Source organism: Mesoterricola silvestris (assembly GCF_030295405.1).
In the GTDB taxonomy this organism is placed as follows: domain Bacteria; phylum Acidobacteriota; class Holophagae; order Holophagales; family Holophagaceae; genus Mesoterricola; species Mesoterricola silvestris.
Window position 1 is genome coordinate 1,052,569 of the sequence record NZ_AP027080.1, and the last position, 13,271, is coordinate 1,065,839.

General features: G+C 71.1%; 12 protein-coding genes. 9 read left to right on the forward strand and 3 right to left on the reverse strand.

All coding sequences use genetic code 11. The features are described 5' to 3' along the window. Positions 1-38: 38 nt before the first annotated feature. Complete coding sequence (locus tag R2J76_RS04435) at positions 39-1,112, reverse strand: LacI family DNA-binding transcriptional regulator (RefSeq protein WP_316414594.1); 1,074 nt, start codon at positions 1,110-1,112, stop codon at positions 39-41. 237 nt (positions 1,113-1,349) lie between these two features. On the opposite strand from R2J76_RS04435, the gene R2J76_RS04440 reads away from it, so the two are divergent. Then, entirely contained in the window at positions 1,350-2,780 is a 1,431-nt protein-coding gene (locus R2J76_RS04440; protein ID WP_316414596.1) for an MFS transporter, read from the forward strand. Positions 2,781-3,059: 279 nt separating this feature from the next. Here R2J76_RS04440 and R2J76_RS04445 read toward each other — a convergent pair whose 3' ends face one another. Further along, positions 3,060-3,809 (reverse strand): SDR family NAD(P)-dependent oxidoreductase, encoded by a 750-nt coding sequence (locus tag R2J76_RS04445; RefSeq protein ID WP_316414597.1) that lies wholly within the window; start codon positions 3,807-3,809, stop codon positions 3,060-3,062. Between the two features lie 154 nt (positions 3,810-3,963). Between R2J76_RS04445 and R2J76_RS04450 the strand changes: the two genes are divergently transcribed. The 8 genes from R2J76_RS04450 to bioA are packed head-to-tail and all read left to right on the forward strand — an operon-like array spanning position 3,964 to position 10,227. Next, a complete protein-coding gene (locus tag R2J76_RS04450; RefSeq protein ID WP_316414598.1) occupies positions 3,964-4,380 on the forward strand; it encodes an organic hydroperoxide resistance protein in 417 nt (138 codons plus the stop codon). After that, positions 4,377-4,835 (forward strand): MarR family winged helix-turn-helix transcriptional regulator, encoded by a 459-nt coding sequence (locus R2J76_RS04455; protein ID WP_316414599.1) that lies wholly within the window; start codon positions 4,377-4,379, stop codon positions 4,833-4,835. Before R2J76_RS04450 ends, R2J76_RS04455 begins: the two co-directional genes overlap by 4 nt. Positions 4,836-4,863: 28 nt before the next feature. Then, positions 4,864-5,805, forward strand: coding sequence for a biotin synthase BioB (gene bioB, locus R2J76_RS04460; RefSeq protein WP_316414600.1), 942 nt, complete (start codon positions 4,864-4,866; stop codon positions 5,803-5,805). A 4-nt stretch (positions 5,806-5,809) separates the two neighbouring features. After that, the gene (locus tag R2J76_RS04465; RefSeq protein ID WP_316414601.1) at positions 5,810-6,979 is read left to right on the forward strand and encodes an aminotransferase class I/II-fold pyridoxal phosphate-dependent enzyme; all 1,170 of its coding nucleotides are present in this window, start codon (positions 5,810-5,812) and stop codon (positions 6,977-6,979) included. Next, the gene (locus R2J76_RS04470) at positions 6,976-7,554 is read left to right on the forward strand and encodes an alpha/beta hydrolase family protein (protein ID WP_316414602.1); all 579 of its coding nucleotides are present in this window, start codon (positions 6,976-6,978) and stop codon (positions 7,552-7,554) included. The genes R2J76_RS04465 and R2J76_RS04470 overlap by 4 nt, the downstream gene beginning before the upstream one ends. Beyond that, entirely contained in the window at positions 7,551-8,297 is a 747-nt protein-coding gene (locus tag R2J76_RS04475; RefSeq protein WP_316414603.1) for a methyltransferase, read from the forward strand. The genes R2J76_RS04470 and R2J76_RS04475 overlap by 4 nt, the downstream gene beginning before the upstream one ends. After that, positions 8,294-8,920 (forward strand): dethiobiotin synthase, encoded by a 627-nt coding sequence (bioD, locus tag R2J76_RS04480; protein ID WP_316414604.1) that lies wholly within the window; start codon positions 8,294-8,296, stop codon positions 8,918-8,920. The genes R2J76_RS04475 and bioD overlap by 4 nt, the downstream gene beginning before the upstream one ends. Next, the gene (gene bioA, locus R2J76_RS04485; protein ID WP_316414605.1) at positions 8,920-10,227 is read left to right on the forward strand and encodes an adenosylmethionine--8-amino-7-oxononanoate transaminase; all 1,308 of its coding nucleotides are present in this window, start codon (positions 8,920-8,922) and stop codon (positions 10,225-10,227) included. Before bioD ends, bioA begins: the two co-directional genes overlap by 1 nt. 8 nt (positions 10,228-10,235) lie before the next feature. Here the strand turns inward: bioA and R2J76_RS04490 are convergent, their stop codons facing one another. Continuing rightward, positions 10,236-13,205, reverse strand: a complete 2,970-nt coding sequence (locus tag R2J76_RS04490) for a PEP/pyruvate-binding domain-containing protein (protein ID WP_316414606.1) — start codon at positions 13,203-13,205, stop codon at positions 10,236-10,238. Between the last annotated feature and the right edge of the window lie 66 nt (positions 13,206-13,271).

Genomic DNA, 13,271 nt, shown 5'->3' on the forward strand with positions numbered 1-13,271 from the left:
AAATTTGACTTACGGTAATGCTGCGAAGGGGCGGAGGCTCATGGGCCCCCGTTCCCGGGAAGGGGCGGGCAGGTGGAGCCGCGGGGCACCAGGAGCACTTCGAGGGTCTGCTGCCGGGGCTGGACGGCGCCCCCGGCTTCGATGACCGTCAGCAGCCTCTCGGCGGCCCTGGCGCCCAGGTCGGAGATGGGCGCGCGGATGGAGGTGAGGGCGGGGGTCAGGTACCGCACGATGGGCACGTCGTCGAAGCCCGCCAGGGAGATGTCCTCGGGGACCCGGAGGCCCTGGTCCTTCAGGGCGGCCAGGGCCCCGATGGCCATGTCGTCGTTGGCCGCGAAGATGGCGGTGGGCCGGGGCGAGGTCTTGAGGAGCCGGCACGCGGCGCGGTAGCCTGAGGCCTCCCCGAAATCCCCCTGGGCCTCCAGGCCGCGGCCCTGGGTTCCGGGAAAGCCGGCCATGGCGTCCCGGTAGCCCCTCAGTCGCTGCTGGGCGTCGGTGTTGTTCTCGGGGCCGCGGATGAAGGCGATGCGCGAATGGCCCAGCCCGATGAGGTAGCGCACCATGGACAGCGCCCCGCCGTGGTTGTCCACGCTGATGGAATCGAAGCGCTCCTCCAGGCCCCCCGCCACCTGGCTGAGGAAGACCGCCGGGGTGCGCTTCAGGAGGCGGGCCATGCCGGCATGCACTTCCATCTCCGAGGAGAGGATCACCAGTCCGTCCACCTTGCCGTGCATGGTCCTGAGCATCGCCTCGGCGGATTCCATGTCCCCGTGGGTGCAGGTCACCAGGAGGCTGTAGTGGCGGTTGCGCGCCACCTGGTCCAGGCCCCGGATCACCTCCGAGAAGAACTCGCCGAACATGTCCGGGAGCAGGGCGCCGATGGTGCGGGTCTCCTTCTTGATCAGGCTCCGGGCCCCGCTGTGGGGGATGTAGCCCAGGGCCTCGATGGCCTCCTGGACCCGGTCGCTGGTGGCGCCCTTCACCGGGTTGGTGCCGTTGAGCACCCGGGACACGGTGGCGATGGAAACGTTCGCCATGCGGGCCACGTCATGGATGGTCACCTCCGCCCGGTCATCCGGGGGGGCGGCACCTTCCTGGGGGCGCTGCGTCATGGCTCGGTTCTCCGGTGGAGAGGAAATGAAAACGTTTACAAGTCTGGGACAAGTAGTAATATACCCCTGACCTTGAAACCTGCAAGAAGAAAGTAACGACCCTGTAACGAAACGAAAATGGTTGCAGGACGCCCACGAACGCAGCTCGCAGCCTGGCAAAAAGCGGCATGACCCTTGGATATCCGGGGCTGGATGCCGGTTTTTGCTCCCCGCCGCCGCCTCCCGTCAGGATCCCCCATGGCCAGCCACCCCCACCACACGACCCTCGCCGCGGACCGGGTTCCCGTCCGGCAGAAGATCGCCTACGGGCTGGGGGCGATCGTCACCATCGTGGCCGTGAATTCCGTGGTGCAGCTCACGAGCCTCGTGTACGTCGTGGGGCTGGGCATCAGCGCCATCTGGATCGGGTACGCCCAGGCCATTCCGCGCCTGTGGGACGCGCTGGTGGACCCCATCCTGGGCAACCTTTCGGACAACAGCCGCTCCCGCTTCGGCCGGCGCATCCCCTTCCTGGTGGTCGGCGGCATCCTCCTGGGCGTGGCCTTCACGCTCCTGTGGACGGTGCCCAGGGACTGGAGCCGGCCGGCGATGTTCGCGTACTTCATCGCAACGTCGCTGTTCTTCTACACCGTCGTGCCCATCTATTCCATCCCCCACGGGGCGCTGGGCCTGGAGATGACCGAGGACTACCACGAGAAGACCAGCATCTTCGCCTACGCCAGTTTCATCGGCAACGTGGGGGCCTTCTTCCTGCCCTGGGTGTACTACCTGGCCAACCGGCCCGTGTTCCACGGGGACACGGTGGCGGGCATCAAGTGGGTGTGCCTGGGCATGAGCTTCTTCCTCACCGGCTCCGCCCTGGTGTGCGCCCTCGTGTGCAAGGAGGGCAAGCTCCACCAGGCCCGCAAGCAGGAGCACATCCCCATCCTCAAGGGCTTCCGGGCCACCTACCGCAACGGCGCCTTCCTGAAGCTGGTGGCGGCCTTCACGCTGCTGATCGTGGGGTTCCAGGTGGTGATGGGCTTCAGCAACTTCACGACGATCTTCTACCTCTACGGGGGCGACAAGGACGCCGCCAGCAGCCTCATGGCCCAGAACGGCACCCTCTGGGCCGCGGTGGGCATCGCCGGCGTGTTCCCCATGCTCTGGCTCTCCAGGCACCTGGGGAAGAAGGGCACCGTGATCCTCAGCTTCGCGGTCATCGCCGGCGGCAACCTGCTCAAGCTGGTGTGCTACAACCGCGCCTGGCCCAGGCTCACGTTCATCCCCACCATCTGCCTCTCCCTGGGGATGGTGTTCTGCTTCTCCCTGGTGAACTCCATGATCTCGGACATCTGCGACGAGGAGGAGGCGCGGGTGGGCACCCGCCAGGAAGGCGTCTATTTCGCCGTCTACAACTGGTGGTGGAAGGTGGGCGTCTCCATCGCCTCGGTGGTGGGAGGCTACCTGCTGCGGTGGACGGGCTTCCTGGAGGGCATGGGCACCCAGACGGCTTCCACGATGTTCTGGGTCCGGTTCTGGGAGATCGGCCTGCCCACGGCGCTGTGCGTGGCGGGCATCCTCCTGCTCGCGGCCTACCCGCTGACGGAGGAGTCGGCTTATGCGACGAAGGCCCTGCTGGCGGAGCGCAAAGAAGCGGACTCGGGTGTGTCGGCAACCCCTAGGTAATGAATCCCGGGATTGTTCTCGATGGTCTGGCTCCAGCATGGACCTGACGTTCTTTATCCTGCCTTTTCCCCTGGATCCTGTTTATCCCCGTTTGAATTTCGCCGGGAGTTATCGCCACCTTTGGGTAAAGGACGTCGAGTAACCTGCGCTCCGATCCCCGCTGCGTCAGCCCTGCGGAAACAGGGATAAACGCCGATCAACGGGATGAACCGGGATACGCTCAACCTGGAACAGCCCCTTCATCACGGGTTCAAGGCACCTGGGGTTTGCCGACCCATTCTAGAGCATCATCCCGCCGCCGCCCGCCGAGAGGTACTGACCCGTGAGATAGCCCGCCTCGTCCGACGCCACCAGGGCGATGATCCCCGCCACGTCATCGGGCTGCCCGATGCGGCGCAGCGGCAGGCGGCTCCCGGCGGCGGCCTTGGCCGCCTCGGGGAAGTGGGCGGTGGCGTCGGTCTCGGTGAGGCCGGGGGCCACGACGTTCACGCGGATGCCGTGGGGGCCCAGCTCCAGGGCCAGGGACTTCATGAGGGCGTCCAGGCCCGACTTGGCGGTGGTGTGGGCGGAGAAGCCCTCCCCGGGCTGGCGGGAGAGGCCGCTGCTCACGGCGATGATGCACCCCTTGCCCCGGGCGATCATGCCCGGCACCGCGGCCTTGCAGGCGTGGAAGGCCGAGGCCAGCTCGCCCACGAGCTTCTGCTGGAAGCCCTCCCAGGGCATGGCGGTGAAGGGGGCCACGGGAAAGCTCATGTTGGCGTTGAGCACCAGGGTGTCCACGGGGCCCAGGGCGGCCTCCACCTCCCGGAACAGGGTCTCCACCTGGCCCGGATCCCGGGCGTCCGCCCTGAAGGCCGCGGCCCTGCCGCCCGCGGCGGCGATGGCCTCCACGACGCCCTTGGCGGCGGCCTCGTTGGTGGCGTAGCTCACCGCCACGGCCGCGCCGTGGCTGGCCAGGCGGCGCGCGGTGGCGGCGCCGATGCCCCGGCCTCCGCCGGTGACGAGGATGGTACGGCCCTGGAGAAGCATGGTGGACTCCTTGCCCAAGATCCTGCCCCGGTCGGCTCCGCCGCGCAACGGACCGCCGCCGGCGGCCGGAGGAAAAAGACCCTTGACGGGAGCCCGGAAAGAGATAAATATATCGCAAGCGACATAATCGTTGCCGACTCAAAAAGGATCAGCCATGAACCCTCTCTACGAAATCAAGGCCTCGGCCAACGGCGGGCGCGCCGGGCGCGTCACCAGCGAAGACGGCGTGCTGGACTTCCAGCTGGCGCTCCCCAAGGGGCTGGGCGGGCCCGGGGGCGCCCAGCCCAATCCCGAGATGCTCTTCGCGGCGGGGTACGCCGCGTGCTTCCAGAGCGCCCTGGGCTTCGTGGCCGGGGGCGCCAAGGTGCGGCTGGGCACCCAGCGCGTGGACGCGACGGTGGGCATCGGACCCAAGGACGGCGGGGGCTTCCAGCTCGCGGTGAAGCTCGAGGTGTACCTCCCCGACCTGCCCCGGGACCAGGCCCAGGCCTTCATGGAACAGGCCCATCAGGTGTGCCCCTACTCCAACGCCGTGCGCGGCAACGTGCCGGTGGAGCTGGTGCTCCTGTGAGCGGCGCCGGCGCGGACCTCCTGCGCCTGGACCGCCAGCTCTGCTTTCCCCTCTACGCGGCCTCGCGGCTCGTGACGCGGCTCTACCAGCCGCTTCTCGAGCCGCTGGGGCTCACGTACCCGCAGTACATCATCCTGATGATCCTGTGGGAGGACGCTCCGTGCCCCGTTTCGCACCTGGGCGACCGGGCCCTGCTCAACACCAACACCCTGACTCCGCTCCTCAAGCGCCTGGAGCAAGCCGGATTCATCACCCGGACCCGGAGCCGGAAGGACGAGCGGGTGGTGCGGGTGGACCTCACGCCCCGGGGCGCCGCCCTCAAGGGGGCGTGCGCCTGCGTCCCCGAGACCCTCGCCGGGGCCCTGGGCATCCCCGAAGGGGCCCTCGCCGACCTCAAATCGAAGCTGGACGCCCTGGTGGGCCACCTCAGGAGGCTGGAACAGCCGTCATGTTAGCCTGGGTCCTTTGTTCCAAGGACCACCCATGACGACGCCCGCCGAGATCCGCGCCATCCACGATCTGCCCATTCCCGAGCTGCTCTTCCGGGCCGCCGCGGCGCACCGGGCCCACTGGGACCCCGAGGAGATCCAGTTCTGCACCCTGGATTCCATCAAGACGGGGGCCTGCCCCGAGGACTGCGCCTACTGCCCCCAGAGCGCGCGGTACGACACCGGGCTCAAGGTGGAGCCCATGAAGGAGCTGGACGCGGTCCTGGAAGGGGCCCGGGCCGCCCGGGACCAGGGCTCCACCCGCTACTGCATGGGCGCCTCCTGGCGCGAGGTGCGGGACGACGCGGGGTTCGAGGCCGTGCTGGCCATGGTGCGGGGCGTCGCGGACCTGGGGATGGAGGTGTGCGTGACCCTGGGCATGCTGGACGCCACCCAGGCCCGGCGCCTCAAGGAGGCCGGCTGCAAGGTCTACAACCACAACATCGACAGCAGCAAGGATTTCTACGAAACCATCGTCAGCACCCGGAAGTTCGACCAGCGCCTGCGGACCATCGACGCGGTGCGCCAGGCGGGGCTGGAGGTGTGCTGCGGCGGCATCGTGGGCATGGGCGAGACCATCGATCACCGGGTGCATTTCCTCCACGAGCTGACCCAGCTGGATCCGCCCCCGGAGAGCATCCCCATCAACCACCTGGTGCCCGTGGCGGGCACCCCCCTGGCCGATCTGCCCCCGGTGCCGCCCCTGGAGTTCATCCGCATGATCGCCACGGCCCGGATCCTCTTCCCGGCCAGCCGGATCCGCCTCAGCGCGGGGCGCACCGCCATGAGCGACGAGATGCAGGCCCTGGCCTTCCTGGCGGGGGCCAATTCCCTCTTCACGGGCGATAAGCTCCTCACCACCCCCAACCCCGGCGAGAACCACGACCGGCGCCTGCTGGCAGCCCTGGGCATGCGCGTGGAAGGCGCCCGGGTCTAGGGGCGTGGACGCCTACCGCGATTCCCTGGTCCGGGCCCTGGACGAGCTGGGCCGCGCCTCCCGGCGCCGCGCGCTGGCGCCCGTCACGCCCCTGGAGGGCATGGCCGTGGAGCGCGGCGGCCGGCGCCTGGTGAACTTCTCCAGCAACGACTATCTGGGCCTGGCCCGGGATCCGCGCCTGGCCCGGGCCGCCGCGGAGGGGGCGGGGGCCGGCGCCTCGCGCCTGGTGTGCGGCACCCTGCCGGTGCACGAAAGGCTGGAGGCGGCGCTTGCGTCCCTGAAGGGAACCCAGGCGGCCCTGGTCATGGGCTCCGGCTTCCAGACCAACGCCGCGGTGCTGGCGGCGCTGCTGGATCCGCGGGCCGCGGGGGACGCGCCCCGGGTGTTCATCGACCGCCTGGCCCACGCGTCCATGTACGAAGGCCTGCGCCTGGCCGGGATCCGCGCCCAGCGCTTCCGCCACAACGACGTGGCGCACCTGCGGGAGCTGCTGGAGCGGGGCGGGGGCACCTTCCGCATGATCCTCACGGAGAGCGTTTTCAGCATGGACGGGGACAGGGCGGATCTGCCGGCCCTGGCGGACCTGGCCGCCGCGCACGGGGCCTTCCTCTACGTGGACGAGGCCCACGCCACGGGGGTGCTGGGCCCCGGCGGCGCGGGGCTCTGCGCCGAGGCGGCGGTGAAGGGGCGCGTGGACCTGGTGATGGGCACCTTCGGAAAGGCCCTGGGCGGCTACGGGGCCTTCGTGGCCTGCGACGGCGTCCTGGTGGACTGGCTCGTGAACACCTGCCGGGGCTTCATCTTCAGCACCGCCCTGCCGCCCTTCTCCGCGGCGGCGGCCCTGGCGGCCCTGGGCCTCCTGGAGCACCTGGACGGGGCCCGGGAGCGGCTCCACCGGCATTCCGCCCAGGTGCGGGAGGCCCTGCGCGGGCTGGGCCTCGACACCCTGGGTTCGGACACCCAGATCATCCCCGCCGTCCTGGGCTCGGACGCGGAAACCCTGGCCGGGTCGCGGTTCCTGGAGGAGCGGGGCGTGCTCGCGGTGGGAATCCGGCCCCCCACCGTGCCCCCCGGCACCGGGCGGCTGCGCCTGGCCCTGAGCGCGGCCCACACGGAGGAGGACATCGGCCTGCTCATCGGCGCCCTGCAAGGGCTGGGGAGGGCCGGCGCGTGAAGCGGATCCTCCTGGTGCACGGCTGGGGCTTCGGCCCGTCCCTGTGGGAGCCCCTGCGGGAGGCCCTGCCCGGGCCCCGGTGGTTCACCCTGGACCTGGGGTACTTCGGCCCGGCCCGGCTGGAGCTGCCCCCGGCCCTGGACCTGGTGGTGGGCCATTCCTTCGGGTGCCTCTGGGCCCTGCGGGAGCCCGCCCTGGACGGGGTGCCGCTGGTGGCGGTGAACGGATTCGCGCGGTTTTCCGCCGCGGCGGACTATCCGGAGGGCACGCCGGTGCGGGTCCTGGACCGCATGCTGGACCGCCTCCAGGCGGACCCCGGGGGCGTGCTGCGGGCCTTCCACGCCCGCCTCGGCACGGAGCCGCCCCCCGGCGAACCCGATGTGGCGCGGCTCCGGGCCGATCTCCTGCGCATGCGCGACGAGGACGCCCGCGGGCTCCGGCAACCGGTGCTCGCCCTGGGCGCCGCCGACGACCCCCTGGTGCCCATGGCCTTCGGGGGCCGCCCGTGGCCCACCGGCGGGCACGTGCTGCCCCTGACGCGGCCCGGGGATCTGGCCAGGGCCCTCCCGGCATGAGCGCCTGGAAGGACACCATCCTCCGGCGCTTCGACGCCGCGGCCGGCACCTACGATGGCCAGGCGGGGCCCCAGCTGCGGGTGGCGGGGGACCTCGCGGCGGGCATCCTGGCCCTGCCCCCGGGGCCGGCCCCGGAGGTGCTGGAGATCGGCTGCGGCACCGGCTTCCTCACCGCCGCCCTGGCCCCGGCCCTGCCCGGGTGCCGGTGGCTGGCCACGGACCTGGCCCCGGCCATGGTGGCGGCCTGCGCCCGGCGCGTGCCCAGCGTGGAGGCGCGGGTCTTGGACGGGGAGGCTCCGGACCTGGGGGGACGGCGCTTCGACCTGATCGTTTCGAGCCTGGCGGTGCAGTGGTTCGGGGACCTGGGGGCCGGCCTCGCCCGGCTCCATGGCCTGCTGAAACCCGGCGGCGTCCTGGCGGTGACCACCCTGGGGGCCGGCACCTTCCCCGAGTGGCGGGGCCGGTGCCGGGCCGCGGGGGTGGAGCCGGGCACCCCGGCCTATCCCAGCCCGGAGGCCCTGGCCGCGCTCCTTCCCGGCAGCGCCGTCCAGCGCCGGTCCTACCCCATGCGCTGCGGGAACCTCCACGGCTTCCTGGATCACCTGAAGCTCACCGGGGCCCGCACCGCCGCGCCGGGCCACGCGGCGCTCTCCCCGGCGGCCCTGGGCCGCCTCCTGCGCGCCGGGGGCGGCGAGTTCCTGGCCACCTACGATGTGCTGACCGTGATCTGGAGGGCCCCATGAAAAGCGTCTTCGTGGCGGGGACCGACACCGACGCCGGCAAGACCGTCGTGGCGGCCGCCCTGGTCCTGGCCCTGGGGGCGCGCTACTGGAAGCCCATCCAGAGCGGCCTGCGGGAGGCCCCGGGGGGCGACACCGGCGTGGTGGCCCGGCTCACGGGGCGCCGGCCCGGGGACTTCCCGCCCCCCGTCTACGCCTTCATGGCCGCCCTCTCCCCGGACCAGGCCGCCGCCGAGGAGGGCCTCGGCCTTGATCCCGGGCGCATCGTCCTGCCCGAAGGCCCCCTGGTGGTGGAGGGGGCGGGGGGCCTCCTGGTGCCCCTGGACGGCGGGACCCTCATGATCGACCTCGCGGCCCGCCTGGGCCTTCCGGTGGTGCTGGCCGCGCGCACGGGACTGGGCACCCTCAACCACACCCTGCTGTCCCTGGAGGCCCTGCACCGGCGGGGGCTGCCGGTGGCGGGGGTGGTCTTCAGCGGGGCGGACCATCCCCGAAACATCGAGACCATCGCCCGGCTTGGGGGGGCCCCCATCCTGGGCCGCATCCCCTGGCTGGACCCCCTCACCCCCGAAGCCCTGGCCGGGGCCGCGGCGGGGCTCGACCTTTCCTCCCTGGGAGGCCGCTGATGGACCGCACCACGCTCATGGAACGGGACCGCGCCCTGGTGTGGCACCCCTTCACCCAGGCGCACACCGCGCCGCCGCCCATCCCGGTGCGCTCCGCCCGGGGCGCGGTCCTCACGGATTTCGAGGGGCAGGAGATCCTGGATCTCATCTCCTCCTGGTGGGTGACCCTCCACGGGCACGGCCACCCCGCCATCGCCCGGGCCATCGGCGAGCAGGCCCTGCGCCTGGAGCAGGTGATCTTCGCGGGCTTCACCCACGAACCGGCGGTGGAGCTCTGCGGGCGGATCACGTCCCTGCTGCCCCCCGGGCTCCGGCGCTGCTTCTTTTCCGACAACGGCTCCACCGCGGTGGAGGTGGCCCTGAAGATGGCGCTGCAGGCCCGGGGCAACCGCGGGGAGGCCCGGGGCCGCTTCCTGGCCTTCGATGGCGGGTACCACGGGGACACGGTGGGGGCCATGTCGGTGGGGGTGTCCTCGCGGTTCTTCGAGGCGTGGCGGGCGATGCTGTTCCCCGTGGACGTGCTGCCCGTGCCGGCCACGTGGGAGGGGGACGGGGACGTGGAGGCCAAGGAGGCCGCGGCCCTGGCCGCCCTGGACCGGCACCTGGACCTGCACGGCGCGTCCACGGCCGCGGCCGTCATCGAGCCCCTGGTGCAGGGCGCCAGCGGCATGCGCATGCACCGGCCGGAATTCCTGCGGGGCGCCGTGGAGCGCCTGAGGGCCCGGGGCATCCTGGTGATCCTGGACGAGGTGATGACGGGCTTCGGGCGGCTGGGGCCGCTCTTCGGGTGCCTGGGGGCGGGGGTGGAGCCGGATTTCATCTGCCTGTCCAAGGGCCTCACCGGGGGCGCGCTCCCCATGAGCCTGACGGTCACCACCGACGCCGTCCACGACGCCTTCCTGGACGAGGACACCGGCAGGGCCTTCCTGCACGGCCACTCCTTCACGGCCAACCCCCTGGGCTGCGCGGCGGCCCTGGCCTCCCTGGACCTGCTGCTGGACCCGGCCTGCGCCGAGGCCCGGAGCGGGATCGAACACAGGCACCGCACGGACCTGGCGGGGATCGTGGAGGCGAGCCCCAATGCCGCCCGCATGCGGGTGCGGGGCACCCTCGCGGCCTTCGAGGTCCTGGGGGAGGATCCGCAGCTCAACGCCCGCATGAAGCGGCACTTCCTGCGGCGGGGGCTGCTTCTGCGGCCCCTGGGGAACACGGTCTACCTGATGCCGCCCTACTGCGTCACCGGGGAGCAACTGGACCGGGCCTACGCGGGCATCGAAGCGGGGCTGGCCACGGGGTTTCCGGAGTGACCTGAGGCTCACCCACCCCTCAGGCTGCACCCGGGCTTGAGCACCACGCCCCGGTTGCGCCGGCCGTTCAGGGCCACCTCCAGGGGCGCCGCGAAGGCCAGGTGGCGCAGGTGTTCCGTCTCGTGGGCGGCCTCCTGGGCTTCCAGCCAGGGGAAGTCCAGCAGGTCCTCCCTGCCCTGGGATTCCACCGTGAGGTAGCCCACGCCGAAGGCCATGAGGTTCTGGAAGAAGTGCGATCCCTGGGAGGGGTCCACGTGCATGTCCCCCATGTCGGTCTCCACGATGCACCGGGCGCCGGCGATCTGGGACCAGGCCACGGGGATGCCCAGCCAGGGGTCGCCGCTGCCCCACCGGCCAGGGCCCACCAGGAGGTAGGGCCGGCCCTTGAGGCGCCGGTTCAGGTCGCCCACCTCGGCCGCGATCTCCCGGGTGCGCGCGCGGCTGAAGGTTCCGGGGCGCACGTACACCAGGTCCTGGATGCCCTCCAGGAAGCCGTTGCCCATGGCCATGCGCGAGGTGCAGATGGCGTCCCCGGGGCGGAGGGCGGCCATGGGGATGTCCTGGGCGTCGGTGCCCAGGACCATGGGCCGGATCTGCAGGAAGTCGAAGGCGTGGGGTTCGCCCGGGCTCCGGGAGAGGGTGACGGCGAATTCCATCTCCACGGGGCAGGAATTGGCGGCGGCGCCGGCCTTGAGCAGCAGCGTGAGCACCTCGCCCAGGGGGAAGACCCCGCCCTTGAACACGCCGGCCATGGTCACCAGGGGCACGCCGGGGCGGGAGCAGCCGTCGTAGATGGCGTCGTTGTCCGGGGAGTAGACGCCCCCCACGGGGTAGAGGGTGCCGTGCTCCCGGGCCGCGGCCAGGTCCAGGGTGGCCAGGTTGAGCATGCCGCCCTGGCCGGATCCGTGGCTTTCCAGGTCCAGGGCGAGGAACTCCCGCTGGGCGTTCTGCAGGTAGTCCCGGGGCGAGAACCACTGGAGGGGCTTCGCGGGCTGGGCGGGGCAGAAGCGCGCGCAGCGCCCGCCGTCCACCACCGTCTTGCCCAGGCCCAGGGCCACGGAGCCCACGCCCTCCTCCGGCTTCATGCCGGGCATGGGGTAGAAGTTCAGGGAGCGGCCCACCCCGGCGAAATCCGGGTACATGTAGCGCCCGTGGCGGCACCCCGCCATCTGCTGGATCACCACCGCCATCTTCTCCTCCTCCACGCGGTTGGGCGTGGACTGGAGGTAGGCCTTGGCCTCGGAGTGGAAGGTGGAGGCGTAGACGCGCTTCACCGCGTCGCCCAGCCGGGCCAGGCGCAGCTCGGGGTCCTCCTCGTTGTTGGGGATCATGTACGTCTCGTAGATCCCCGCGAAGGGCTGGTAGGACGCGTCCTCCAGCAGGCTGGAGGAGCGCACCGCGAGGGGGTAGCGGATCCAGTCCAGGAAGGTCCACAGGGCGTCCACCGCCTCCCGGGGCAGGTCCGCCGCCAGGAAGGCCCGGGTGATGGCGTCGTTGTCCTGCTCCTGCTGCGCGAAGGCCCGCAGCCCGGAACCGTCCATGAACTGGTCGAAGACGCTGGTGGCCAGGACCAGGGTGGGGGGCACGGCGATGCGGATGCCCGGGAAGCGGTTCTCCAGGTGGTACGACGTGATCAGGGAATTCACGAAGGCCAGGCCCCGGCCCTTGCCGCCCAGGGAGCCCGTGCCCAGGCGCACGAAGCGGCTGCTCCCCTCGAAGCCCGTGGGGGAGAACTCCGCCACGACCCCCGCGCCCACCCGGGCCCGGTGCGCATGGAGGGCCTGGAGGATCCCCCGGCGCAGCTCCTCCCCGGAGGGGGTGCGGGCGATGATCCGCGCCAGGGTCCCGCTCAGCTCGAATTCCGTGCGCACCCGGAGCCATTTGCTGAAGTCGCCCCGGGCGGCATGGAATTCCAGGCTCTCCAGGGGCACCGCCTGCACCGACCATTCCAGGCTGCGGAGGTCGTCGGCCTTGGAGACGACGGTCCCCAGGTTGTCCCGGAAGATGAATTCGCCGAAGCCCAGGTAGTCCTGCATGAAGGTGCGCAGCTCCTGGCGGAGGTCCGGGGAGCGCTTGTCCACGAAGGTCACCGCCGAGCCGGGCCCGGGGCTCCAGAATTCGGAGGTGGACTGCACGAGGATGGGGATGTCCCGGGAGCCCTCCTCCACGATCCGCGCGAAGGCCGGGCCCGCGGCGGGGTCCATGCGGCCCTCCCGGGGGAAGGCGATGTCCAGGATCACGCCCACCAGGTCCTCCCGGAAGGTGCGGTAGAGCTCCAGGGCCTGCTCGAAGGTGTGGGCCAGGAGGATCTTGGGCCGGGCGCGGCGCCGGATGATGCGCTGGGAGCGGTTCACCCCCTCGGCCATGAGGGTCAGGGTCTGTTTCATGACCTCGGTGTACAGCTCGGGCAGGTTGGCGGAATAGAAGGGGACGCTGTCCTCCACCACCAGGATGCACTTCACCCCGGCGAGCCGCGCGTCGTGCCAGGCGTTGAGGTGGTCCTCCACCAGCTTGATCATGGCCAGGAACAGGCGCACGTCACCCAGCCACACGAAGACGTCGTGGATGCCCTTGAGGTCCGTGAGGGGCTGCAGCTGCGCCAGTTCCCGCAGGCTGCTGGCCAGGAGGATCACCGGCAGCCCCGGGGCCCTCTCCTGCACCCGTTCCCCGAATTCCCGGACGTTCATCTCCCCCACCCGGGGCATGGAGATCACCAGGTCGAAGTCCATGCGGGTGATGAGGTCCAGGGCCTCCAGGGCCGTGGACACCCGCTGGATATGCGGGGAGTACTGCAGGTTGAGCTCCATGAACTCGTTGAGCAGCATTTCCGAGAGCCGTCCGTCCTCGATGAACGTGTAGCTGTCGTAGAGGCTCGTCACCAGGAGCAGGTTGTTGACCCGCTTCGGGATGAGGGAGTCGTAGAGCGTCTCGGTCTGTTCCGGGATGCCGAGGAGGTCGTCCAGGATCCGGTCACGCATGGTCATTTCCGGGAAGGTGACCGCATCATAGCATCGAAGTTCGGGCAGAATACTTGCTGGCGACGT

Bases quoted from the DNA above. Each gene is read 5' to 3' on its own strand.
- R2J76_RS04435 (WP_316414594.1), bottom strand. From the start codon at position 1,112: ATGACGCAGCGCCCCCAGGAAGGTGCCGCCCCCCCGGATGACCGGGCG.
- bioD (WP_316414604.1), top strand. From the start codon at position 8,294: ATGAAAAGCGTCTTCGTGGCGGGGACCGACACCGACGCCGGCAAGACC.
- R2J76_RS04490 (WP_316414606.1), bottom strand. From the start codon at position 13,205: ATGCGTGACCGGATCCTGGACGACCTCCTCGGCATCCCGGAACAGACC.
- bioA (WP_316414605.1), top strand. From the start codon at position 8,920: ATGGACCGCACCACGCTCATGGAACGGGACCGCGCCCTGGTGTGGCAC.
- R2J76_RS04445 (WP_316414597.1), bottom strand. From the start codon at position 3,809: ATGCTTCTCCAGGGCCGTACCATCCTCGTCACCGGCGGAGGCCGGGGC.
- R2J76_RS04440 (WP_316414596.1), top strand. From the start codon at position 1,350: ATGGCCAGCCACCCCCACCACACGACCCTCGCCGCGGACCGGGTTCCC.
- R2J76_RS04475 (WP_316414603.1), top strand. From the start codon at position 7,551: ATGAGCGCCTGGAAGGACACCATCCTCCGGCGCTTCGACGCCGCGGCC.
- bioB (WP_316414600.1), top strand. From the start codon at position 4,864: ATGACGACGCCCGCCGAGATCCGCGCCATCCACGATCTGCCCATTCCC.
- R2J76_RS04450 (WP_316414598.1), top strand. From the start codon at position 3,964: ATGAACCCTCTCTACGAAATCAAGGCCTCGGCCAACGGCGGGCGCGCC.